This is a genomic window from Planctomonas sp. JC2975, from assembly GCF_012985205.1.
Taxonomy (GTDB): domain Bacteria; phylum Actinomycetota; class Actinomycetes; order Actinomycetales; family Microbacteriaceae; genus Humibacter.
In genome coordinates, this window is sequence record NZ_JABEKS010000001.1 from 1557506 (window position 1) to 1580471 (window position 22966).

24 protein-coding genes, 1 tRNA gene and 1 pseudogene are annotated in these 22966 nt (G+C 67.9%); 11 read left to right on the forward strand and 15 right to left on the reverse strand.

Annotated elements, in window-relative coordinates:
• Positions 1-116 precede the first annotated feature (116 nt).
• The 3 genes from HII28_RS07200 to HII28_RS07210 form a co-directional block, all read right to left on the reverse strand.
• On the reverse strand, positions 117-320 hold the full coding sequence (locus tag HII28_RS07200) for a cold-shock protein (protein ID WP_170024777.1): 204 nt from the start codon (positions 318-320) through the stop codon (positions 117-119).
• 157 nt (positions 321-477) lie between these two features.
• On the reverse strand, positions 478-1041 hold the full coding sequence (locus HII28_RS07205; protein ID WP_170024778.1) for a LytR C-terminal domain-containing protein: 564 nt from the start codon (positions 1039-1041) through the stop codon (positions 478-480).
• A 66-nt stretch (positions 1042-1107) separates the two neighbouring features.
• Positions 1108-1350 carry a DUF3263 domain-containing protein gene (locus HII28_RS07210; protein WP_240977647.1) on the reverse strand — a complete coding sequence of 81 codons (243 nt, stop codon included), beginning with the start codon at positions 1348-1350 and terminating at the stop codon, positions 1108-1110.
• Between the two features lie 256 nt (positions 1351-1606).
• Here HII28_RS07210 and msrB point away from each other — a divergent pair, with 256 nt between their 5' ends.
• The 3 genes from msrB (at position 1607) to HII28_RS07225 (ending at position 2815) form a co-directional block, all read left to right on the forward strand.
• The gene (msrB, locus tag HII28_RS07215) at positions 1607-2026 is read left to right on the forward strand and encodes a peptide-methionine (R)-S-oxide reductase MsrB (protein ID WP_170024780.1); all 420 of its coding nucleotides are present in this window, start codon (positions 1607-1609) and stop codon (positions 2024-2026) included.
• Positions 2027-2028: 2 nt separating this feature from the next.
• On the forward strand, positions 2029-2583 hold the full coding sequence (locus tag HII28_RS07220; RefSeq protein WP_170024781.1) for a nitroreductase family protein: 555 nt from the start codon (positions 2029-2031) through the stop codon (positions 2581-2583).
• Between the two features lie 159 nt (positions 2584-2742).
• Positions 2743-2815 (forward strand) — tRNA-Thr (locus HII28_RS07225).
• A 59-nt stretch (positions 2816-2874) separates the two neighbouring features.
• On the opposite strand, the gene HII28_RS07230 is transcribed toward HII28_RS07225, so the two are convergent.
• Positions 2875-3789: a thioredoxin domain-containing protein gene (locus HII28_RS07230; protein ID WP_170024782.1), complete on the reverse strand. Its 915-nt coding sequence runs from the start codon at positions 3787-3789 to the stop codon at positions 2875-2877.
• A 300-nt stretch (positions 3790-4089) separates the two neighbouring features.
• Between HII28_RS07230 and ugpC the strand changes: the two genes are divergently transcribed.
• Both ugpC and HII28_RS07240 read left to right on the forward strand, forming a co-directional pair.
• Positions 4090-5184, forward strand: coding sequence for a sn-glycerol-3-phosphate ABC transporter ATP-binding protein UgpC (ugpC, locus tag HII28_RS07235; RefSeq protein ID WP_170024783.1), 1095 nt, complete (start codon positions 4090-4092; stop codon positions 5182-5184).
• 103 nt (positions 5185-5287) lie between these two features.
• Complete coding sequence (locus HII28_RS07240) at positions 5288-6580, forward strand: DUF4032 domain-containing protein (RefSeq protein WP_170024784.1); 1293 nt, start codon at positions 5288-5290, stop codon at positions 6578-6580.
• A gap of 3 nt (positions 6581-6583) precedes the next feature.
• On the opposite strand, the gene HII28_RS07245 is transcribed toward HII28_RS07240, so the two are convergent.
• From HII28_RS07245 to HII28_RS07265, 5 genes are all read right to left on the reverse strand, one after another.
• The gene (locus HII28_RS07245; RefSeq protein ID WP_170024785.1) at positions 6584-7441 is read right to left on the reverse strand and encodes a hypothetical protein; all 858 of its coding nucleotides are present in this window, start codon (positions 7439-7441) and stop codon (positions 6584-6586) included.
• A gap of 75 nt (positions 7442-7516) precedes the next feature.
• The gene (rlmB, locus tag HII28_RS07250; RefSeq protein ID WP_170024786.1) at positions 7517-8509 is read right to left on the reverse strand and encodes a 23S rRNA (guanosine(2251)-2'-O)-methyltransferase RlmB; all 993 of its coding nucleotides are present in this window, start codon (positions 8507-8509) and stop codon (positions 7517-7519) included.
• Positions 8499-9935: a cysteine--tRNA ligase gene (cysS, locus tag HII28_RS07255; protein ID WP_170024787.1), complete on the reverse strand. Its 1437-nt coding sequence runs from the start codon at positions 9933-9935 to the stop codon at positions 8499-8501. Before cysS ends, rlmB begins: the two co-directional genes overlap by 11 nt.
• 293 nt (positions 9936-10228) lie before the next feature.
• Positions 10229-11395, reverse strand: a complete 1167-nt coding sequence (gene ispD / locus HII28_RS07260) for a 2-C-methyl-D-erythritol 4-phosphate cytidylyltransferase (protein ID WP_170024788.1) — start codon at positions 11393-11395, stop codon at positions 10229-10231.
• A 79-nt stretch (positions 11396-11474) separates the two neighbouring features.
• The gene (locus tag HII28_RS07265; RefSeq protein WP_170024789.1) at positions 11475-11957 is read right to left on the reverse strand and encodes a CarD family transcriptional regulator; all 483 of its coding nucleotides are present in this window, start codon (positions 11955-11957) and stop codon (positions 11475-11477) included.
• A gap of 164 nt (positions 11958-12121) precedes the next feature.
• Here HII28_RS07265 and HII28_RS07270 point away from each other — a divergent pair, with 164 nt between their 5' ends.
• Positions 12122-12643 carry a hypothetical protein gene (locus tag HII28_RS07270; protein WP_170024790.1) on the forward strand — a complete coding sequence of 174 codons (522 nt, stop codon included), beginning with the start codon at positions 12122-12124 and terminating at the stop codon, positions 12641-12643.
• 87 nt (positions 12644-12730) lie between these two features.
• Here the strand turns inward: HII28_RS07270 and HII28_RS07275 are convergent, their stop codons facing one another.
• Together HII28_RS07275 and HII28_RS07280 are read right to left on the reverse strand one after the other, a co-directional pair.
• Complete coding sequence (locus tag HII28_RS07275; RefSeq protein WP_170024791.1) at positions 12731-13414, reverse strand: response regulator transcription factor; 684 nt, start codon at positions 13412-13414, stop codon at positions 12731-12733.
• Positions 13411-14604: an ATP-binding protein gene (locus HII28_RS07280; RefSeq protein ID WP_170024792.1), complete on the reverse strand. Its 1194-nt coding sequence runs from the start codon at positions 14602-14604 to the stop codon at positions 13411-13413. The genes HII28_RS07275 and HII28_RS07280 overlap by 4 nt, the downstream gene beginning before the upstream one ends.
• A gap of 173 nt (positions 14605-14777) precedes the next feature.
• Between HII28_RS07280 and phoU the strand changes: the two genes are divergently transcribed.
• Positions 14778-15431, forward strand: coding sequence for a phosphate signaling complex protein PhoU (gene phoU, locus HII28_RS07285; protein WP_170024793.1), 654 nt, complete (start codon positions 14778-14780; stop codon positions 15429-15431).
• Positions 15432-15541: 110 nt separating this feature from the next.
• Positions 15542-16741 (forward strand): acyl-CoA dehydrogenase family protein, encoded by a 1200-nt coding sequence (locus HII28_RS07290; protein WP_170026013.1) that lies wholly within the window; start codon positions 15542-15544, stop codon positions 16739-16741.
• A 254-nt stretch (positions 16742-16995) separates the two neighbouring features.
• Here the strand turns inward: HII28_RS07290 and HII28_RS07295 are convergent, their stop codons facing one another.
• Positions 16996-17748, reverse strand: coding sequence for a phosphoglyceromutase (locus HII28_RS07295; protein WP_170024794.1), 753 nt, complete (start codon positions 17746-17748; stop codon positions 16996-16998).
• Positions 17749-17845: 97 nt separating this feature from the next.
• Between HII28_RS07295 and HII28_RS07300 the strand changes: the two genes are divergently transcribed.
• The gene (locus HII28_RS07300; protein WP_170024795.1) at positions 17846-18688 is read left to right on the forward strand and encodes a class I SAM-dependent methyltransferase; all 843 of its coding nucleotides are present in this window, start codon (positions 17846-17848) and stop codon (positions 18686-18688) included.
• Here the strand turns inward: HII28_RS07300 and HII28_RS07305 are convergent.
• From HII28_RS07305 to HII28_RS07315, 3 genes and pseudogenes are all read right to left on the reverse strand, one after another.
• Positions 18654-19880: a glycine cleavage T C-terminal barrel domain-containing protein gene (locus tag HII28_RS07305; protein WP_346769227.1), complete on the reverse strand. Its 1227-nt coding sequence runs from the start codon at positions 19878-19880 to the stop codon at positions 18654-18656. The two genes, HII28_RS07300 and HII28_RS07305, sit on opposite strands and share 35 nt — an antisense overlap.
• A 101-nt stretch (positions 19881-19981) precedes the next feature.
• Positions 19982-20575: pseudogene (locus HII28_RS07310) on the reverse strand (FABP family protein); the annotation flags it as partial.
• Positions 20576-20887: 312 nt separating this feature from the next.
• Positions 20888-21169 (reverse strand): hypothetical protein, encoded by a 282-nt coding sequence (locus tag HII28_RS07315; protein ID WP_170024796.1) that lies wholly within the window; start codon positions 21167-21169, stop codon positions 20888-20890.
• 140 nt (positions 21170-21309) lie between these two features.
• On the opposite strand from HII28_RS07315, the gene HII28_RS07320 reads away from it, so the two are divergent.
• Both HII28_RS07320 and mshD read left to right on the forward strand, forming a co-directional pair.
• Positions 21310-21981: a response regulator transcription factor gene (locus tag HII28_RS07320; RefSeq protein WP_170024797.1), complete on the forward strand. Its 672-nt coding sequence runs from the start codon at positions 21310-21312 to the stop codon at positions 21979-21981.
• 4 nt (positions 21982-21985) lie between these two features.
• On the forward strand, positions 21986-22894 hold the full coding sequence (gene mshD, locus HII28_RS07325) for a mycothiol synthase (RefSeq protein ID WP_170024798.1): 909 nt from the start codon (positions 21986-21988) through the stop codon (positions 22892-22894).
• The last annotated feature ends 72 nt before the right edge of the window (positions 22895-22966 follow it).

Here is a 22966-nt window from a genome sequence, read left to right on the forward strand (position 1 = left end):
CCTCGGAAGCCTAGGTATGGGACATCCGCATGTCAACGATCAACGCGGCACTGCAGTACAGACAAGAAAGAGGGGACGCTGCCTCGGCAGCATCCCCTCTTATCGATTCGTTGTCGTCAGGCGGGTCGGACGGACTCCGCCTGCGGCCCCTTCGATCCACTGCCGACCTCGAAAGTCACCTGCTGACCCTCTTCAAGGACCTTGTAGCCATTCATGTCGATTGCGGAGTAGTGAACGAAAACGTCCTGTCCCCCACCATCGACAGTGATGAAGCCGTAGCCCTTTTCAGCGTTGAACCATTTGACGGTTCCGTTCGCCATTTAATACTCCCATTGCCCTTCTGCAACGCCGCATGGTCGCGCACGTTGGATCCCGATAGTAGCGGGCGCCCTAGCCCAGTACGAGGGGTGTTTCCAGATTGAGACAATCAATGACAGACATCCGCTTCGCGCATCACAGCGCGGCAAACGGGGGCCTTTACTGGTGGGTGGGTTTGTAGTCGTCGCCGAGCACGATCGTGATGTCCGCTCCGGATGCCGCGAAGTCCTGGGTCACCTGGATCGGTGCGCCCGCGAGCTCCTGTGAGACGGCGAGCGCCGCGGCCTCGTTCTTCGGATCCGAGTAGTACACCGTTGTCGTCTTGACGTCGGTCGAGCTCGCGTTGGCCGGGGTGATGTTCTGCCAGCCGGCGGCTTTCAGTGTGGTGGTGGCGTCCGCCGCAAGGCCCGACTTCGTCGTGCCGTTCAGGACGATCAGGTTGAGTGCCGGATTGACGGCCGGCGTGATGGTCGGTGTCGGTGTCGGCGTCGCGGTCGGCGTCTGGGAGGCCGTCGCGTGCCCGAAAGGCAGGTTGACGTTCAGCGTGCCGTTGATGGCGAAGATGGCGAGAGCGCCGAGACCCACGATGACGATGACGGCTCCGGCGCACCAGGCGACCCAGATCCAGCCGTATCCCTTCGGCCGCGGAGCCCTGTGCGCGCCGATGCGCTCGAGATCGTCGGGGATCTGGTCGAATCGGTCGTTCGGGAACTTCTGGGCCATGGGCGGAGGTACTGATCCTTCAGTTCGGGCGCGGTGACCGCGATCGGGTGGCTTCGGATGACGGGATCACTGCGGCGGACGGAGGCGGTCCGCACGCGCTGCGAGACGGGCGGCACGCACCCGCTGCAGGCGACGCACCAGCATCGGGTCGTGCACGAGTGCGGCCGGCGACTCGATCACGCGGCCGAGGACCTGATAGTACCTGGCCGCGGAAAGACCGAACTGATCGCGGATCGCCTGTTCCTTGGCGCCGGCGTGCTTCCACCACCGTCGCTCGAACTCCAGAACCGCTCGATCGCGCTCGCTCAAGGCGCCTTCGTGGTCTGCGCCGACGCCGTCATCACCTGAGGTGTCGCGCGCGCTTCCCGGTTCACCCACGCGCCTCACCTCCTGCCGATCAGCGCCATTGTAGGGGTGCAGCGCAGCCGTCACCGGGAGGCGTGCCGCCTGCGACCGGGTGAGGCGTCGCCACCGGGAACAGCTCTGCGGCGGCGCTCGTTAACCTTGATGTGCCGATCGGCGCAGGCGGAGAGGATGCTCCGTCATTCAGGAAGGATTCCCAGCCATGACGTATGCCGTCTCCAAGTCCGACGACCAGTGGCGCGAGGAGCTCAGCCCGGAACAGTTCGCGGTGCTTCGCGAGGCAGCGACCGAACGGCCGTGGACCGGTGAGCTGCTCGACGAGAGCCGCGCAGGCATCTACACCTGTGCCGCGTGCGGTGCAGAGCTGTTCAAGAGCGGAACGAAGTTCGACTCCGGATGCGGCTGGCCGAGCTTCTACGAGTCCGTGCGTCCCGAGGCTGTCACCCTCATCGAGGACACGTCGCTCGGAATGGTGCGCACCGAGGTTCGCTGCGCATCCTGCGGATCGCACCTCGGCCACGTGTTCCCGGACGGGTTCGGCACCCCGACAGGCGACCGGTACTGCATGAACTCCCTCTCCTTGTCCTTCGCCGCAGACGGCGACCGGCCGGCCGAGGCGTGACGATGGGGTCCGCCCGCGATGCGATCGCCAGCAGGCGTTCGCAGTCGAAGGTGACGGATGTCGCGCCGAGCCACGAAGAGATCCTCGAGTTCGTCACCGTGGCGGCACGGGTCGCCGACCACAGTTCTCTGCGGCCGTGGCGGCTCATCGAGCTGCGCGGCGCCGCGCGCGAGCGGCTGGGCGCGGCGATCGCCGAGGCGGAGCATCCCGGCGAGAACCGCGAACCGTCGACGAAGCCGCTCAGGGCGCCGCTGCTCATCGCTGTGGTGTCATCGCGGCGGGAAAGCGTGAAAGTGGCCGCCTGGGAGCAGGATGCCGTGGCATCCGGCATCGCCCACATGCTCACCCTCCTGCTCGATGAGGCCGGCTGGGGCGTGATGTGGCGAACCGGCCACTACACGCGGTCCTCTGCCGTGGCCGCGATGCACGGACTCGGCGAGCACGAGCGGCTGCTGGGATGGCTCTACGTCGGCGGCAAACCTGATCCCAAGGAAGGGAAGGGCGACGGCGCACCGAAGCGGATCGATGCGCGCGAGTTCGTCAGCGTGCTCCAGTAGTTCCCCTTGAGAGGTCAGCAGACTTGCGGACTCGGCAGGCTTCAGAACTGGGCGCACGTCAGCGACGCCGCCGAATGCCGGAATCGCAGCGGCGCCTCGGATGTGCGGGCGCCCCACTGGCAGCCCGTAAGATGGTTCGGCGAGACGGACCCCCGTCCGGCCGGCTTGGCGCAATCGGTAGCGCAACGCTCTTGTAAAGCGTAGGTTGCGGGTTCGAGTCCCGCAGCCGGCTCAGAAAAGGCCCGGTCAGAATCGATTTCTGACCGGGCCTTTGCCGTCACGTTATGCGAGTCACTTGGTGCTGGTCGCAGTGGGAGTCGGGGTCGGGGTGGGCGTCGAGTACGTGTCGGCCTGCGCCTTCACGATGAACCCGCGGAACTCGTCCGCGTCGGTCAGCGACCCGCCGTACTGCTTGCCGTTGACGAGCACGAGCGGGGTGCCCTTGAGCTGCTTCACGCTCGAGTTCGGGATCGGACCCGTCAGTGTGCGATCAAGGGCGTTCTGCGCCCATTGCTCGTAACGTCCGTCGTCGATGCACTTGGCGATGGAGTCGTAGTTCTTGGCGCCGGACTGCTTCACGAGGTTCTTGAGCTGCTGATCCGTGAGCCCCGCCGTGTTCTCCTGCGGTTGGTTCTCGAACAGCGCCTTGTTGAGGGCCCAGAACGAGTTCGGATCGTAGTTGGCGACGCAGGCCACTGCATTGTCTGCGCGCAGCGAGTACTTGGTGCCGTTCGAGTGGCTGGCCAGCAGTGGAATGGGATGGATCTCGATGGTCGCTGCACCGCTGTCGACGAGCTTGCCGATCTGATCCGCGTTCGTCCGCTCGAAGTCGCCGCAGTAGGGGCACAGGTAGTCGACGTAGGTGACGATGCTGACCGTCTGGCCCGAGGAGTCAGGCTTGTTGGCCACCGGCTTGGCATCCGCTGCCGCCGCGGAGGTGCGATCCACCTTCATGCCCTTGCCGATCAGGATGCCGTCGCTCGCCATGTTCGCCGGCCCGCGGGACGGCTCGTGGATGGAGGAGACGATGACGACGGCCACGATGGCTGCGGCAGCCACGACGAGCGTGATGATGGTGGATCGAATGGCCGCACGGCGACGGCGTTCCTGCTTGCGGTGCGCCTCTCGCAGCTGCCGCGCCTTGTCACGGGCTGCGGCGCGTCGCTCACCATTGATCGGGCGCTGCGCAGGATCGCCGTTGCTCATTCGGTCTCACTTCGGGTGTGGAACTGCGGGGGGGGTCGCGGCATGCACCGGAACCGGCATGCGAACGCACCGACGATCGTAGAGCGGCACTCTGAGAAATGCCCAGACGGGTCCTGGAGATCCTTCGGACGCCTCCGGTGCGAACGCTGCGTCTCAGCCGTCCGGATCGGGCCTCGATTAGCCGGGACGGGCGCCATGTCGTAGCATCGGTGCTGGTCAGCGGCGACTGCCGTTGGCCACATAACATCCATTCACTCGGATCGTCCGGCACGTACCTGCCGGTGAAGGAGACACACAACCATGGCAACAGTCACGTTCGACGATGCGACGCGCATCTATCCCGGTGGCACGCGTCCCGCAGTCGACAAGCTGAACCTCGACATCGCCGACGGCGAGTTCCTCGTGCTCGTCGGCCCCTCCGGATGCGGCAAGTCGACGTCGCTCCGCATGCTCGCAGGCCTCGAAGAGGTCAACGAGGGCAACATCTTCATCGGCGACCGCAACGTGACCGACGTTCCGCCGAAGGACCGCGACATCGCCATGGTCTTCCAGAACTACGCGCTGTACCCGCACATGACCGTCGCCGAGAACATGGGCTTCGCGCTCAAGATCGCCGGCGTCAAGAAGGACGAGCGTGCGACCCGCGTTCTCGAGGCCGCCAAGCTGCTCGACCTCGAGCCTTACCTGAACCGCAAGCCGAAGGCGCTCTCCGGTGGTCAGCGTCAGCGCGTCGCGATGGGCCGTGCCATCGTCCGCTCCCCCCAGGTCTTCCTCATGGACGAGCCGCTGTCGAACCTCGACGCCAAGCTCCGCGTTCAGACCCGTACGCAGATCGCGTCGCTGACCCGTCGCCTCGGCGTCACCACCGTCTACGTGACCCACGACCAGACCGAGGCTCTGACCATGGGCGACCGCATCGCGGTGCTCAAGGACGGCGTGCTCCAGCAGGTCGGAACCCCGCGTGAGCTGTACGCAGAGCCGAACAACGTGTTCGTCGCCGGCTTCATCGGCAGCCCGGCCATGAACCTCTTCGCGGCCGACGTCACCGAGGGCGGCATCCAGTTCGGCAGCGCCGTCGTCCCCGTGGACCGCGAGGTCCTCGCCAAGGCCGGCAAGCAGGTCACCATCGGCGTGCGTCCCGAGGACGTCGTCGTGTCGACCAACGCGAGCTCCGGTCTCACCGTCGCCGTCGACCTGGTCGAGGAGCTCGGTGCAGACGGTTACCTCTACGGCCACACCGAGGTCGACGAGAAGCGCGTCGACATCGTAGGCCGCGTCGACGGCCGTCAGCACCCGAACGCGGGCGAGACGGTCTACATCACGCCGAAGCCGGGCCACGTGCACCTCTTCGACGCCGAGAGCGGCGAGCGCCTCGGCGGCGCCGTGGTCGACTAAGACCCCAGCTGTACGGAAAGCCCTGGCCCGAGTCTCTCGGGCCAGGGCTTTCCGCATTTCACGGATGAGGCCGGCAGCCTGAAGGCCGCTAGCCTTGTCGTCTATGGCTGGCTCCGTCAACATCACCGCGGCCACGGTCGATCCCGCGCTCCTCGACCTCCCGTGGAACCTCCCGTTGGACAAATGGTCCAACGAACACATCGCCATGCTGCCCAAGGGCATCTCACGGCACCTCGTGCGCTTCGCGCACCTCTCCGGCTACGTCATCGCCGTCAAGGAGACGACCGGCGAGATGGCCAGGCGCGAGTACGACATGCTCCGCACCCTGCAGCGACTGGACGTGCCGTGCGTGGAACCGGTTGCCGTGATCGAGGGCCGAACGGATGACAACGGCAAGGCCCTCAAGCCCGTGCTGGTCACGCGTCACCTCAAGTTCTCCCTCCCCTATCGCGCCCTGTACTCGCAGACGCTCCGTCCCGATACGGCGACCCGCCTCGTCGATGCGCTCGCCGTGCTCCTGGTGCGGCTTCACATGGTCGGATTCTTCTGGGGCGACGTCTCGCTCTCGAACACCCTGTTCCGCCGGGATGCCGGCGCCTTCGCCGCCTACCTCGTGGATGCCGAGACCGGCCAGCTCTACGAAGGCGGCCTCTCGAACGGGCAGCGCGAGAACGACCTCGAGATCGCCAGGGTCAACATCGCGGGCGAACTGATGGACATCGCGGCCGGCGGCCGCCTGGCTGAGGAAGTGGATCCGGTCGAGGTGGCAGGGGGCATCGTGGCCGCCTACCGCTCGCTGTGGAAGGAGCTCACGGGCAGCGAGTCCTTCTCCGCGTCCGAGAGGTGGCGCATCGCCGAACGCGTACGCCGGCTCAACGAGCTCGGATTCGACATCGAGGAGCTGGCCATCCGCACCGGGGAGGACGGCGCGAGCGTGCGCATCCAGCCCAAGGTCGTCGACGCCGGACACCACCAGCGGCGTTTGCTGCGCCTGACCGGACTCGACGCCGGCGAGAACCAGGCGAGGCGACTGCTGAACGACCTCGACTCCTACGCCGCGACCGTTGCGAAGCCCGGGCTCGACGAGGAGGGCATCGCCCACGAGTGGCTGCTGCGGGTCTTCGAACCTGTGGTGCGCGCCATCCCGGCCGACCTGAGGGGCAAGCTCGAGCCGGCAGAGGTGTTCCACCAGCTGCTCGACCACCGGTGGTTCATGTCGCAGGAGGAGGGACGGGATGTCCCGCTCGCCGAGGCGCTGACCTCCTACATCAACGACGTGCTGCGCCACCGTCGCGACGAGGCCACCGTGATCGCTCCGGTCACCGAGGCCTTCACCCTGCCGATCGACGTCGCAGACGACGACGCAGACGGCGACGACTGGAGGTCGAAGGTCTGACGCTCAGCCTGCGGACGGCATCGCCGTCCAGCTGATGGTGCCGTCCGTCTGCCAGGTGACGGTGACCGCGAGCGGACGCCCGTCGATGTCCCGGACCGCGTCCTTGGTGAGGGTCAGGCCGTGGGTGGCGATCCCGCCGAGCGACGCGCACGTCTCAGCGGCGCGCTCGCCGTCGACGACGGACACGAGGCAGTACTCGTGGTCGAGGCGCTGAGCCGCGTAGATCGTGCTGCTCTCCTGCATCGTCACGGAGCCCGCCACCACGTGGAACGACGTGGCGACGAATCCACGCGTCACGTCGTCCGGCAGGTCTCCGACACCGGGCGACTTCGCGAAGAACTCCTGGATCGCCGGGCCGGGAAGCGGACGGTATCCGCCGTCGCGCGCAGCCGCCGTCGGCGAGCTCTCCGCGCCGACGGGCGACGACGGCGCAAGGTGTGCGATGGTGGCGGAGACACCCACCGTGATCAGCACACCGAGCACGAACCCCGCAGCGGCGAGCAGCGTGGGAAGGGCACGACGTGAAAGCCGGCGACGGGCGGATGCGGCATCCGCTCCGCGATCGTCCGACCCGGACTCGCCCGGTCCGCCGGCCGGCGGGGCGCCATCGAGCGACGAGGCGAAGCCTTGGGGCTGGTCGGATGGCGGAGGGCCGCCGGCGTCATCGTGCTCTGCGCCGACTCGAGCCTCGCCCTTGGCCGCACGCCGGTGACCGTTCCCTCTGTCGTATTCGGCGAGCGCCCATTCGCTCGGTGTCATGCGCACCGGTCTACCGGTCGACGGGTCGCGGTACTCCCTCGGGGTCTCCTCCGCGCCCTCGCGCGAGTAGATGCGCTCGAACAGCCGTCGTCGCTCGTCCACGGATCCGCACCTCCCGCCGCCTCGCGAGCCGATGCCACCAGGTTATGGCGGCGACCGCGAGCGCGGGGAACGCGGCTACGCCTCCGAGCGACGCTTGGCGATCTCGTAGAGCGTGACGCTCGCCGCGATACCGGCGTTCAGCGACTCCGTCGCCGCGTTGATCGGGATGGACACGATGGCGTCGGCCGTCTCGCTCACGAGACGCGAAAGCCCCTTGCCCTCGCTGCCGACGACGATGACGACGCCTCTGTCGGCGAGCTCGAGGTCGTGCAGAGACACGTCCCCGTCACCGGCGAGTCCGAGGACGAACAGGCCCCGCTTCTGCAGTCCCTTGAGCGTCTGGGTGAGGTTCGCCGCCATCGCGACAGGTGTGCGGGCCGCAGCACCCGCCGAGGTCTTCCACGCGGACGACGTCACGCCGACCGACCGACGATGCGGCACGATCACGGCTTGTCCGCCGAATGCCGCGGTGGAGCGGATGATCGCCCCCAGGTTGCGCGGATCGGTCACGCCGTCGAGCGCCACGAACAGCGGCGTCTGCCCTCTGCCCAGCACCTGATCGAGGAGGTCGTCGATGTGGGCGTACTCGTAAGGCGGGACCTTGAGCGCGATGCCCTGGTGCACTACGTCGCGACCGGACAACCTGTCCAGCTCGGGCCGCATCACCTCCAGCACGGGGATGCCGCGCTTCGTCGCCGTGCTGAGGATCTCCTTGACACGGTCGTCCACCTCGATGCGCGCAGCGACGTAGAGGGTCGTGGCCGGAATGCGTGCGCGGAGCGCTTCCAGCACGGAGTTGCGCCCGGTGACGATCTCCGCCTCGTCTGGGGTGGCGCGACGGGATCCCGTTCCGCCGCCCGTGTTGGAACGCTGGCCGCCCCTCGTCGCCGACTTCGCAGCGGCGCGATCGGCGAGCGTCTTTCGCTTGTTCGCAGCGTGGTAGGTGCGATCCTCCGCCTTCGGCGTCGGTCCTTTGCCTTCCAGCGCCTTGCGGCCCTGGCCGCCAGACCCCTTCGTCGGGCCTTTCTTCGATTTGCGCACGGCTCCCGCGCGAGGCTTATTCGCCATCGATACTCCAATGCGCACCCATAGGGGTGTCTTCGATCGTGATGCCCGCCTCTGCGAGCTCTGAGCGGATGCGGTCTGCCGCAGCGAAATCGCGCGCCTTGCGGGCCGCCTCGCGGTCGTCGAGCAACCGGCGGAGCAGTGCGTCGAGGGCGGCGCGGGTGGGAGCATCCGTACGGATCTGCCACTGCGGCGACAGCGGGTTGATGCCGAGCACCTCGGTCATCGCGGTGACCTGACCGCCCGCACTCGCCGCGGCCCCGAGGTCTTCTCCGTCGAGCGCCTGGTTGCCGGCCCGGACGGTGTCGTGCAGCACGGCGAGCGCCTGCGGCACGCCGAAGTCGTCGTCCATGGCCTGCGCGAACGCATCGGGGATGATCTCGACCCCGCTGGAGGCGAACCTGGTGCCCGCCAGCCTGCGGTCGACGCGCTCGAGGAAGCCGGAGATGCGCTCCAGCGCGGCCTCCGCCTCGGCGAGCGAGCTCTCCGTGAAGTCGATGGTCGACCGGTAGTGCGCCGACCCGAGGTAATAGCGGACGACGAGCGGACGCGCGGCACCGAGCAGGTCGGCTGCGTAGACCGAGTTGCCCAGCGACTTGGACATCTTCTGGCCCGACACGTTCACGAGCCCGTTGTGCACCCAGTAGCCGGCGAACGCGTCACCGGCCGCCGAGGACTGCGCCAACTCGTTCTCGTGGTGCGGGAACCGGAGGTCGAGGCCGCCGCCGTGGATGTCGAACGCCGCCCCCAGATAGCGCGCCGACATCGCGGAGCACTCGATGTGCCATCCGGGCCGGCCGCTGCCCCATGGGCTGTTCCATGACGCGGATGCCGGCTCGTCGTCCTTGCGTCCCTTCCAGAGTGCGAAGTCGCGGGGGTCGCGCTTGGCGCGGGGATCGGCATCCGCCGCCGCTTCCATCGCGTCGATGCTCTGCTTCGTCAGCTCGCCGTAGCTCGGCCAGCTGCGCACGTCGAAGTACACGTCACCTGACTCGTCGTCAGCCGCATACGCGTGCCCGCGATCGATGAGCCGAGCGATGATCTCCTGCATTTGCGGAATGCTCGCCGTCGCCCTCGGCTCGTACGTCGGAGGCAGTATGCCGAGTGCGGCATAGGAGTCCGTGAACTCGCGCTCGTAGCGGTAGGCGAGCGCCCACCACTGCTCTGTGCTGCCGGATAGCTGTGCTGCCGCCGCGTTGATGAGGACCTTGTCGTCGACGTCCGTCACGTTGCGCACAAGTGTCACGTCGAATCCGCGGTAGTTGAACCAGCGACGGATCTGGTCGTAGACGAGTGCGGAACGCAGGTGCCCGATGTGCGGAGAGGACTGCACGGTGGGCCCGCACACGTAGACGCCCACCCGACCGTCGACCAGCGGAACGAAGTCGCGCAGCGCCGCAGCGCGCGTGTCGTACAGTCGGATGCCCACCCGTCTAGCCTACGGGCGATTGAGGCGAGAGCCGTGTGAGCCCGTTCGCACGGCCGAGCCGATTGAGCCCGTGAGTCGCGCAGCGGCGAAACGGGCGATTGAGGCGAGAGCCGTGTGAGCCCGTTCGCACGGCCGAGCCGATTGAGCCCGTGAGTCGCGCAGCGGCGAAACGGGCGATTGAGGCGAGAGCCGTGTGAGCCCGCTCGCACGGCCGAGCCGATTGAGCCCGTGAGTCGCGCAGCGGCGAAACGGGCGATTGAGGCGAGAGCCGTGTGAGCCCGCTCGCACGGCCGTCAGCGCACCACCACCAGTGCCGTCGCAATGGCCGTGACGCCCTCGCCGCGGCCGGTGAAACCGAGCCCGTCCGTCGTGGTCGCCGAGATCGAGACCGGCGCGCCCAGGATGCCCGACAACACACCCTCCGCCTCGGCCCGCCTTGGCGAGAATCTCGGCCGATTGCCGATCAGCTGCACACTCACGTTGCCGATTCGGATGCCCGCCCCGGCCAACCGCTCCCGCGTCGCCGTGAGGAACACCTCGCCGCGGGCGTCGGCGAACCGCGGATCATCGGTGCCGAACACCGATCCGATGTCCCCGAGTCCGGCCGCGGACAGCAGGGCGTCCACGATGGCGTGGGCGACCGCGTCGCCGTCGCTGTGACCGGCGAGCCCCCGTTCTTCCGGCCAGTGGAGACCGGCGAGCCACAGGTCGCCGTCGCCTCCAAAGGCGTGCGTGTCGGTGCCGAGACCGATGCGCGGTACGGATGGGCCGGCATCCGCAGCGCCCAGCAGTTGCTCAGCACGCGCGAGGTCGGCGGGCGTGGTCACCTTGAAGGCGAGCGGGTCCCCTGCCACGATGCGCACCGGGTGGCCGATCGCCGCAACGAGCGCTGCGTCATCCGTCACGTCCTCCGTGGCCGCCGCGTACGCAGCCACCAGCCGGTCGCGCGGAAAGCCCTGGGGCGTCTGCACGGCGACGAGCTCGGAACGGTCGACGGTTGCGGTGATGCGGGAGTCGGCATCCGTACGTTTGACCGTGTCGCTGACGGGGAGCCCGGGAACCGCGCCCTCCCCCGAGACGTCGACGGATGCCACCACCTCGTCGAAGAGGCTGGAAGGCGTGAACGCCCTTGCCGCATCGTGCACCAGGACGACGTCGATGGCGTCCTCGAGGCTCGCGAGCCCGGCGGCAACGGACGCCTGGCGTGTGACGCCGCCTGTCACGGCACGCGCGCCTGGGCTGACGGAGTCGAGGAGGCTCTGCGAGTCATCCAGCCGGTCAGCTGGAACGACCGCGATCAGTTGCACTGCCTGGCGCATGCCGTTCACGGCATGGACGGCGTGTTCGAGCAACGTGCGGCCTCCCGCCGTCACGAAGGCCTTGGGCACCGCAGCACCCAGCCGTGTGCCCGAACCGGCGGCCACGACGATGACCGCGACGCGGGGCGAGGAAGCACTCATGGCGTCGAGCGTAGTGCGACCTCGAGAGGTCGCGGAGTTCGGTGGGTTCGCGTCGCGACCCACCGAATCGGATGCTGCCTCAGGAAGCGAGGACCTCGTCGAGCACGCTGGATGCCTGCTCTTCGTCGGTCTTCTCCGCGAGGGCCAGCTCCGAGATGAGGATCTGACGCGCCTTCGCGAGCATGCGCTTCTCACCGGCGGAGAGACCGCGGTCCTGGTCGCGACGCCACAGGTCGCGGACGACCTCGGAGACCTTGATCACATCACCGGAAGCGAGCTTCTCGAGGTTGGCCTTGTACCGGCGGGACCAGTTGGTCGGCTCCTCCGTGAACTGCGCCCTGAGCACCTCGAAGACCTTGTCGAGGCCTTCCTTGCCGATCACGTCGCGAACGCCCACGAGGTCGACGTTCTCTGCAGGGACCTCGATCGTGAGGTCTCCCTGCGTGACGTTGAGCTTGAGGTAGACCTTCTCTTCGCCCTTGATGATTCTTTTCTTCACCTCGGTGATCGTTGCGGCACCGTGATGGGGGTAAACGACAGTCTCGCCGACCTCGAAAAGCATAGATAGCAGTCCCTTCAGCAGCGTCTAGAATACCACAGCGGTGGGGTGCTATCCTGTGCCACCCACGCCAGGAGAGGCCCCGCTCATGGGGTAGGCTCGACACGCATTCCGCGGTGTTCCGACAGGCCGATCCGGCCGGCGCGGTGCGACTTGGAGGATCTGAAGTGAAGGCGCGTGTCGCGGCATCCATCGTTCTCGCTCTCGGGCTCACCGTCGGCATGTCCGGCTGCACGCTGCTCACCATTCAGGACACCAAGTACATCAAGGAGTCGGCGAACGGCGTCAACGGAACGGTCGGCAAGGTCGACATCCGCAATGCCCTGATGATCACGAACACCAAGGGCACTGAGGGCAACCTCGTCGTGACGTTCGTGAACAACGACGACAAGCCGCACTACGTGGCCGTACAGCACGGTTCGAAGACCCACTCCGTGTCGGTGCCCGCCATGGGGGTCAAGAAGATCGGCGCCGAGGGCGGCATTCGCGTCGAATTCGCCGGGATCGACGCGAAGCCAGGCTCGCTCACCGACGTGTACTTCACCTACCCGGGTGCAACGGGCACTCAGCTGCAGGTTCCCGTGCTCGCCTCGACCTTCCCGGGCTTCGAGGATTACGCGCCGTCGACGCCGGTCCCGCTGCCGACCGTCGTGCCAGAGCCCACCACGACGGCCACACCGACTCCCTAGCATCCGCCTGATCGCGGAGCGATACGGCTTCATACGACGAACGGCCCGCCGAGTGATCGGCGGGCCGTTCGCGTTGCCGGCGGCGAGTCAGCTCGCCTCGAAGCGGTACCCGAGTCCGCGAACCGTGACGAGCATCTGCGGATCGGACGGGTTCGGCTCGATGCGCGAACGGATGCGCTTGATGTGCACGTCGAGCGTCTTCGTGTCACCGAAGTAATCGCTTCCCCACACCCGATCGATGAGCTGCCCGCGGGTGAGCACGCGGCCGGCGTTGCGCAGCAGGAGCTCGAGCAGCTCGAATTCCTTGAGCGGCATGGGCGTCTCCGCGCCGGAGACTGACACAGTGTGACGGTCCACATCCATGCGAACGGTTCCGGCTTCGAGGATGCCATCCTCGAAGTCCCCGTCATCCGAACGGCGGCGGAGCACGGCACGGATGCGTGCCAGTAGCTCCCTCGTCGAATACGGCTTGGTGACGTAGTCGTCCGCCCCGAGCTCGAGCCCCACGACGATGTCGACCTCGGAGTCCTTGGCCGTCAGCATGATGATGGGGACGCTGGATCGCGTGCGGAGCTGCTTGCACACCTCCGTGCCCGGCATGCCGGGAAGCATCAGGTCGAGGAGGACCAGGTCGGCGCCGTCGCGGTCGAATTCCGCGAGCGCGCCGAGGCCGTTGTCGGCCACCGCCACCTCGTATCCCTCACGGCGCAGAAGGAACGCGAGCGGCTCGCTCAGCGCTTCCTCGTCTTCCACCAAAAGGATGCGGGTCATGTCGTACGTTCTCCTTGCTTGACGGGCGCCTGCTTGGGGAGCCCTGGTTTCAGAGGTTCAGGGGCGATGTGCTCCGCCTCCGGAAGCCGGATGGTGAAGGTGGATCCGCTGCCCGGCTTCGACCAGACACGGACCTCACCGCCGTGGTTCTGCACGGCGTGCTTGACGATGGAGAGGCCGAGGCCGGTTCCGCCGGTAGCCCGCGAGCGCGCCTGGTCGACGCGGTAGAACCGCTCGAAGACCCGGTCGAGGTCATCCGCGGGGATTCCGGGACCCTGATCGGTGACAGTGATCTCCACGATTCCGTCGTGCAGCCGCGTTCCGATACCCACCCTGGTGCGGTCGGGCGAATAGCGGACCGCGTTCGAGATGAGATTGTGCACGGCGGTGGTCAGCAGGTTCTCGTCACCGAAGACGATGGCGTGCGAGTGTCTTCCCGTCGCCAGCTCGATGCCGCGGGACTCGGCGAGCACGCGGTTCTGGTCGACGGCCGATGTGACGACGTGATCGATGGAGACGCGCTCGGCGTGCGGGACGATGTCCGCGGCCTGCAACCGGGAGAGGTCGATGATGTCCTGGGTCAGCCTGGCAAGACGACCCGCCTCGTTCGTGAGGCGTGATGCGAAGTGCCGCACCTGTTCGGGATCATCCGGCGCACTCTCCAGTGCCTCGGCGAGAACGCTGATCGCACCGATCGGCGTCTTCAGCTCGTGACTGATGTTCGCCACGAAGTCCCTTCGCACCTGCTCCAGTCGGACGGCCTCCGTGCGGTCATCCGCGAGCAGCAGGATGTAGCGGGAGCCCAGTCGCGCGACGCGCACGGTCAACAGCACCGTGGCATCCCCCAGCGCGCTGCGCGCCAGTTCGAGGTCTTCCTCGAGCGGATCGCCGGTGCGACGCACGGCGTCGACCAGCTCGACGAGCCTCGGCTGGCTGAGCGCGGCGTTCCACACCAGGCCGAGTCCGTAGGCGCCTGCGGATGCGCGCACGACGTTGTTGCTCGGATCCACAACGATGCCGGCGGTCGGCAGGGCTTCAAGAACCTGATCGACGCCGTCCGGCACGGTCGGACTCACGATCTCGGTCGCGCGGTGGCTTCTGGACGCCGCCGAATACAGCAGCCACACGAATCCGGCACCGACCACGAGGCCGAGTGCCAGAGACAGCAGCACCAACCAGGTGGAGTCCATACCGTCAGGCTAGCGGCGCGCTCCCTGTGCCCAGCCCCGAAGTTGCCTCCGGTGGGCTTCGCTTCGCGGAATGTTCGGACCTCGGACACCGCCCGTTAACCTGTCATGGGGACCATGACACAAGGGATCGGACAGCCCGATCCTTCTGCGCGCCATGAGAAGGACAGCCGAGTATGCGTGACGTATTCCAGCACGAGATGCGGGAGGTGCAAGACCGCCTCGTGGAGATCGCCGAGCTCGTCGTGGTCTCCATCCGCAACGCCACGGAGGCGTTCAACGAGGGCGATGTTTCGCTCGCGGAGACGGTCATCCAGAACGACCAGAAGATCGACGCCCTCACGGTGGTGCTGGACGAGCTGTCCATCCAGATCCTCGCCAGGCAGAATCCCGTCGCCAGGGACCTGCGCATCGTGGTGAGCGCGCTGCGCATCAGTGCATCGCTGGAACGGATGGGAGACATCGCGGAGCACATCGCGCAGTTGGCCCGCTACCGCTTCCCCGACAAGGTGGTTCCGAAGAGCCTCCGCGGCACATTCCAGGAGATGGGACGCCTCGACGTGCTCATCGCCGAGCGCCTCGTCGAGTTGCTGCGCACGCAGGATCCGCGCATCGCCGATGAGATCCGCGACCAGGACGACGACATCGACGAGCTGCACGTGAGCGTCTTCGACAAGGTGCTGGGCGAGACGTGGAAGGGCGAGGCCGTCGACACGGTGGATGCGACCCTCGCGTCGCGCTACCACGAGCGGTTCGCGGACCACGCCGTTTCCATCGCGAAGAAGGTCCAGTACCTCGTGACCGGGGATTGGGTGCCGGAGGCCTCCTGAGCAAACGCACGGCGCGGCCGGGTGTCGGCCGTGTCTGTGTTGTGCGCGACGTCAACCGAGTCGTCGCGCACAACAGGGCTGGCGGACAATGGTCGGTATCCCGCCCCGGTCTGGAAGGATCCGCTGTGCCCGACTACGACGTCACAACCCCGCTCGACACGGACTACTACGAGGTCTTCGCCGATGTCCCGGCGGAGGATCGAGCGTTCTGGGACCGGGCACGGCAGTTCTCGATCGAGACGCAGGACGAGCTCACCGACGCGTGGGACAAGGCGGAGTATCCGCTCCACGTCGTGCGCCGGCTCGGTGAACTCGACCTCCTGACCGACGGTGTAGTCGGCGACGGCCTCTCCCCGATGTCGCCGCTCGCAGCGGGCCTCGTGAACATGGAGGTCTCGCGCGGCGACGGCTCGATGGGCACCGTCATCGCCGTACAGGGCGGTCTCGCGCTGCGCAGCATCGCGCTGCACGGCAGCGATGAGCAGAAGGCGAAGTGGCTCGTGCCGCTGGCGAAGGCGGAGGTCTACGGTGCCTTCGCACTCACCGAGCCCGATCACGGCTCCGACTCGACGTCTCTGGAGACCAGGGCTCACCGTACCGACGACGGCTGGGTCATCAACGGCGAGAAGAAGTGGATAGGCAACGGATCCGTCGGCGGAGTCACGGTGGTCTGGGCGCGTGACGACGACGGCGACGTGCGCGGCTTCCTGGTCGAGCAGGACACTCCCGGATACCGAGCCGAGACGATCACGGGGAAGGGATCCCTCCGCGCCATCTACCAGGCCCGCATCACGCTCGATGACGTGCACGTGCCTGCCGACGCCCTGCTGCCGGGTGCGCGGACCTTCCGGGACACGTCGACCGTGCTTCTCGCAACGCGCGCGGCGGTGGCGTGGTCAGCACTCGGACACGCGACAGCGGTGTTCGAGGCGGCACTGAGCTACTCGAAGCAGCGCATCCAGTTCGGCAAGCCGCTCGCGTCGTTCCAGATCGTGCAGGAACGCCTGACGGAGATGCTGTCGCAGCTCACGTCGATGCAGCTCTACTGCCGCCGCGTCGCCGACCTGGATGCCGCCGGCACGCTCACCCCGACGCAGGCCTCCCTGACGAAGTACCACTGCACCCGCACCGCGCGGCAGATCGCGGCGAACGCACGCGATCTGCTGGGCGGCAACGGCATCCTGGTGGAGAACCGGGTGATCACGCACATGGCCGACATCGAGGCGATCCACACGTACGAGGGCACGGAGAGCATCCAGGCCCTGCTCATCGGCCGCAGCCTCACGGGTGTGAGCGCGCTCGCCCGCTGACCGGAAGGGTGCCGGCGCCCTACGCCGACCGCGCACTCTCGAGCGGAGAAACGGGCACTCTCGAGCGGAGAAGCGCTCACTCTCGAGCGGCGAAACAGGCACTCTCAAGCGGCGAAACGGGCACCCGCGAGCGGCGAAACGGGCACCCGCGAGCGGAGAAACGGGCACCCTCGGGAGGCGAAACGGGGACTCTCGAGCGGAGAAACGGGCACCCTCGGGGTAGGGGGGCTGGCACCTTGGGGTGCCAGCTGGCGCTACTTGGCGCCCTGGGCTGCCACGGCGGCGGCGCCGGCGGCGGCAGCCTCCGGGTCCAAGTACTCACCGGGGCCGAGGGGCTTGAAGTCCTCGTCGAGGCGGTAGACCAGCGGGATGCCAGTGGGGATGTTCAGCTCGGCGATGTCGTCGTCGCTGATGCCGTCCAGGTGCTTGACCAGGGCGCGCAGCGAGTTACCGTGCGCTGTGACCAGCACGGTCTTGCCTGCCTGCAGGTCCGGGATTATGTCGGAGTACCAGTAGGGCAGCATCCGCTCGATGACGTCCTCGAGGCACTCCGTTCTGGGCAGCTCGTCGTCGCCGAGGTCGGCATAGCGAGGGTCGCCGACCTGCGAGTACTCGGCGTCGTCGGCGAGAACGGGCGGCGGCACGTCGAACGAACGACGCCACAGCATGAACTGCTCGTCGCCGTACTTCTCCTTGGTCTCCGCCTTGTCCAGTCCCTGCAGCGCACCGTAGTGACGCTCGTTGAGACGCCAGCTGCGGCGCACCGGGATCCACAGGCGGTCGGAGGTCTCCAGCGCGAGGTTCGCCGTCTGGATCGCCCGCGACAGCACGGAGGTGTGCAGCACCTCGGGCAGCAGGCCGCTGGATGCCAGCAGCTCACCGGCGCGCGCTGCCTCCGCGCGTCCCTTCTCGGACAGCCGCACATCGACCCATCCCGTGAAGAGATTCTTCTGGTTCCACTCGCTTTCGCCGTGGCGCAGCAGGATCAAGGTGTAGGGAGAGGGCATGCCACCAGTTTATCGGCGCTCCAGGATGCTCACGACGACGGCGGCGACGGCGACACGGGCGCGCACCGGTACGACGAGCCGCCGGGATACTTGAAGCATGGCAGGCGGCACGGGCGAGAGGCGACGAGGCCGCCCGGTCGGCACGATCACCCGCGGAACCACGAACACGAACCGCCTGCGCCGCGTGGATCGCTGGATCGCGGCGCAACCCGCGCTGCGGAGGGCACCCGATCCGCTCGTCGTCGACCTCGGCTACGGGGCCAGCGGCGTGACGGTGTTTGAGCTGGAGCGCAGGCTGCGTCGCGTTCGGGACGACGTGCGGGTGCTGGGGCTGGAGATCGATCCGGAGCGGGTGGAACGGGCATCCGTTCAGCTTCAGGAGCTGCGCGCAGGACGGACACCGTTCCGTGCCGACGCGCACGTGTCGTTCGGCCGCGGCGGATTCGAGGTGCCGACGCAGCACGGCACACCGGCAGCGATCATCCGCGCGTTCAACGTGCTGCGCCAGTACGACGAGTCGGAGGTGGCTGACGCCTGGACACTGCTCCGCTCGCGCCTGCGGCCGGGAGGACTGCTCGTGGAGGGGACGTGCGACGAGCTCGGCCGCGTTGCGAGCTGGGTCGGTCTGAACGAGAACGAGCCGGTGTCGTTCACGGTGTCGGTGCGCCTGTCGGGGCTGGAGCATCCGTCAGTCGTCGCGGAGCGGCTGCCGAAAGCGCTCATCCATCGCAACGTTCCCGGTGAGCCCGTGCACGCGTACCTCGCGGCGCTCGACGCCGCCTGGATGCACTCCGCGCCGCTGTCGACCTACGGGCCGGTGCAGCGTTGGCTGGCCACCATCGAGCGGATGCTCGCCGACGGCTGGCCCGTCACCGGCGGCCGAACGAGATGGCGACTCGGCGAGGTCAGTGTGCCGTGGACTCGCGTGGCGCCCGTGTGACGGCACCCAGCCGCGGGATGCGCGGCACATCGGCTTCGGCGCCGGCGTCCGTGGGAACGATGGTCTCCTGGGCGGCCGCGACGAGTTCGTCGCCCACCCGGACCACGAGGTCGGCCGACGGATCCGTCGAGCGCTTCACCACGGCGAGCGCGATCGGCCCCAGTTCGTGATGGATGCCCGACGACGTCACGCGACCCACGACGTTCTCCCCCGCGAGCACCTCCGCCCCGGCAGGCACCTGCACGCCCTGGGACCCGTCGAGGTGCAGGAACACCATCCTGCGTGGGGGATGGCCCAGGTTGTGCACCTTGGCGATCGTCTCCTGTCCGCGGTAGCAGCCCTTGTTGAGGTGGACTGCGGTGCGCAGCCAGTCGAGCTCGTGCGGAATGGTGCGCTCGTCCACCTCGGCGGCCAGGCGGGGCCGCCAGGCGGCGATCCGCAGCGCCTCCGCGGCGAGCACACCTGCGGCCGTCAACTCGCCGGCTGCCACTGCCTCGGCGAGCGCGCCGAGCGCGTCCCGGGGGACGAGCGTTTCCACCCAGCGATATGCGGCACCGGGATGCTGATGCTCCGGTCGTGCGTACTGGTGGCCGCCGGCGACCACCTCCGGCCACGGATCGTGCCACACGAGCGCGACGCCGTTCGACGCCGCCGCTGCGCCGGCCACGGCTGGCGGGAGTCCTGCGAGACCGTCGGATCCTGCGGCCTGTCCGTCTGCTGTCACCAGTTCGGATCCGGCAGCGAGCAGCGAGCCGATCGTGGCGAACTCTGCTGTGCGATCGGTGGGCTCGACGCGCAGCATGAACCGCATCTTGAGCAGGAAGTCGAGCACGGCATCCGTGTCGTCGCGTTCCACGAGGAGCCAGGTGGTCTCGCCGTCGTCGATCACACGGAGCGCGTGCTCGACGTGCCCTGACGGGTCGAGCAGGAGTGCCTCCGCTGAGCATCCCGGCGCCAGTGCGCGGAGCGACTGGCTCGACATCGAGTCGAGCCACGACAAGCGGTCGCCGCCGGAGATGGAGACGACGCCGCGGGTCGACAGGTCGACGACCGCCCCTCCGGCTTCGAGGGCGCGTTGCTCGGCGAGAGGGCTGCCGTAGTGGGTCGGCACTCGGCGATCGACCCCGTCGTCGGCCGATGCGACAGCACCGGGGAGATCGAGGAAGGGGGAACGTGGCAGCTCGGACGGCACGATCCTCACTCCTCGTCCTCGCCGTGATCCACGGCGGATGTCTGCTGCTCGTCGGATGCCTGCTGGACCATGGGGTGTCCGTCGTCGGACCCGCCTGCCAGGTCGGTGCGGGCGAGGCGGGCGGAGGCGTGGGTGCGCAGATCCTGGCCGAGGGCCGCGATATCCCACGCCCACAGCAGGTGCGACTCCACAAGGCCGTACAACCGGGTGGCCGCCGCGTAGTCCTTGGCGCCGGAGGTGCGGAGAACGGCATCCGTCGTCAGGTCGATGCGAGGGCCTTTCACCTGGCCCAGGTAGAGCTCCGAGATGCCGTCCGGATGCAGGATCTGCACCTCGATGTCGAATCCACCCGTCGAGGTGCGCAGCGACTCGACCGACTGCGCCGTGCTGAATGGCCGCACGTCGGATCCGGGCAGAAGACCGGGGCCGGCGTCCTCCGGCAGGAGCGTGCGGCTGAGCCGCCAGTACCCGAGCTCGGTGCTGAGGGGCGTCTGCTCCTCGTCGAGCAGCCAGGTGTACGAGTTGTATGCCAGAGCGGGAAGTCCGTCGTGCGTGAAGCTGACCCGCTGGCCGAACTCCCGCTCGACGTGCTCATCGCCGACCTTGTAGTCGAGCACGCCCGTGCCCTCCCAGACTCCGAGAAGCCACGAGAGAGGAACGAGCTCCGCGGGGAGCCCTTCTGGGATGGAGATCAGCGCTGGCCCCTGAACAGGTTGTAGACGACGAGGACGGAGACGCCGGCAATCGCGAGGACGGCCAGCGAGAGCAGGCCGACGAACACGAGTTCGAGGGTGACGAGCATGGCACCCAGTCTATCGGCGTGCGCGCTGGAGCTAGGAGCTGTGGCCCGTTTCAGGCCTCCCCCGCGACGCCGGACGTGCCGGCAGTCGGGACTCGGACGCACCTCGCTAACGCAACACGCTCCACGTTGCGGCGGCGTGTACGCCGCAACAGACCCAGCCATCCACGCGAGTCGACCGCGGCGCGCCGGGCGGGGACCGGCGCACTCAGAGGTGCAGCAGAGCCAGCACGCCCGTCGCGAGCGCAAGGAGAACGAAGGATCCCACGATGCTCGCACCCATGCGCATGACGAATCCGCGCTTGTCCTGCGTGCCCAGTTGCACGGCCATCGTGACGAGGATGCTGCCCGCCATGACCACGCCGAGCCATCCGAGGTACTCGTGCGCCGACGCGAAAACACCGACCAGCACGGCGGCGATCGCCGTGGCCGCCCACACCGGAACGATGGACGTCCACCTCATGGGCGGAGCGGGGCTTTCGAGGGTCACCAGGTCATTCTCCCCCGCAGCCCCGCGTCGGGCCAATGGCACACGGTCGGGATGGACCTGCGCGGGGTGCGGCCACGAGGCGATCAGCGCGGAATCCGCTCCGATAGGATCGGGATACTTCGGAGGCGGCGGGAGGTCGCGTGGCTCAACTCTTGGTGCTGACGCCTACGCCGCAGGTCGAGGTGCTGCCCGCGCTCGGCCTGCTCTCGCATCGAGTGCGGCAGATCCCAGCAGACGCATCAGCGTTGGTGGGTGCGCCCGCCGCCGATCTGATCATGGTGGACGCGCGCCGCGACCTCGCAGGCGCCCGCTCGCTGTGCAAGATCCTTGCGACGACCGGCAACTCGACACCTGTCGTGCTGGTCCTCACGGAGGGCGGACTGACCGCTGTGACCGGAGACTGGAGCATCGACGACGTCGTGCTGGAGGGCGCCGGACCCGCTGAGACGGATGCCCGCATCCGTCTCGCCATGGACCGCCGTTCGAACGATCCGATGCAGTCGAAGATCCAGGCGTCGGGCGTGACGATCGATGAGGCGAGCTACTCGGCGAAGGTGCACGGGCGTCCGCTCGACCTCACCTTCAAGGAGTTCGAGCTGCTGCGGTTCCTCGCGACGCATCCGTCGCGAGTGTTCACGCGCGAACAGCTGCTCAGCGAGGTGTGGGGCTACGACTACTTTGGCGGCACCCGCACGGTAGACGTTCACGTGCGGCGGCTGCGCGCCAAGCTCGGCGACTCCGAGTCGCTCATCGGCACGGTGCGCAACGTCGGCTACCGCTTCAACGTGATCGACGACGACGAGGAAGCGTGATTCCGTGTCGTCCGGAGACTCTGCGCCGCAGCTGACCGTCGCGACAGTGGCTGCCGACGCGCTCCAGGACGTTCTCGGGATCGCGGATGCCGCGCACCGAGCAGACGGCACCGATCCGTTCAACGAGCAGACCCGTCTCGACCTGCCATCGGGCCGTCGCGTCGCGCACACTGGCGCCCTTGACGGCATCGTGGTCGCCGCCGCGGCGACAGCCGAAGGCGAGCTGGACCTCGTCGTGGCCCCCGAGCAGCGCGGACACGGGTACGGGACCGCCATGCTCGAGCGCCTGCTGCCGTCGCTAGAAGGCGACGTGTCTGCGTGGTCGCACGGGAATCATCCGGCGGCCGGAGCTCTCGCAGCCAGCCACGGATTCGAGCGCGTGAGGACCCTGCTGCGGCTCGTGCTCCCGCGGCTCGACGACGTCGCCGCGATCGGCGACAGGTCCGGGATCGGTGCGCCGGACGGCATCAGGCTCACGACGTTCGATCACGACGCGGACTCCGCCGACTGGCTCGCGCTGAACGCCCGCGCCTTCGCGAGGCATCCCGAGCAGGGTTCGATGACCGCTGCCGATCTCGCCGAGCGCGAAGCCGAGCCCTGGTTCGACGGACGCGACTTCCTGATCGCCCGGGATGCCGACGACCGCATGGTCGGCTTCCACTGGATGAAGCGCGAACCGGGCTCGCCGGAAGGCGAGGTGTACGTGCTGGGCGTCGATCCGGACACCGCAGGCAAAGGCCTCGGCCGCTTCCTGCTGACGCAGGGGCTGCGCCGGATGCGCGAGAACGATGCGACGCGGGCATCCCTCTACGTCGAAGGGGACAACGAGCGCGCGCTCGCCCTGTACCGTCGCATCGGTTTCGTGGACGACACGATCGACGTGCAATACAGGCGATCGAGGGAAAAACCGTGAGATCTCGCTCGCACGGCCGACCCGTTCGGCCGGTGAGCGACGCAGTCGGGACACGGCCGTGGCCGCGATATC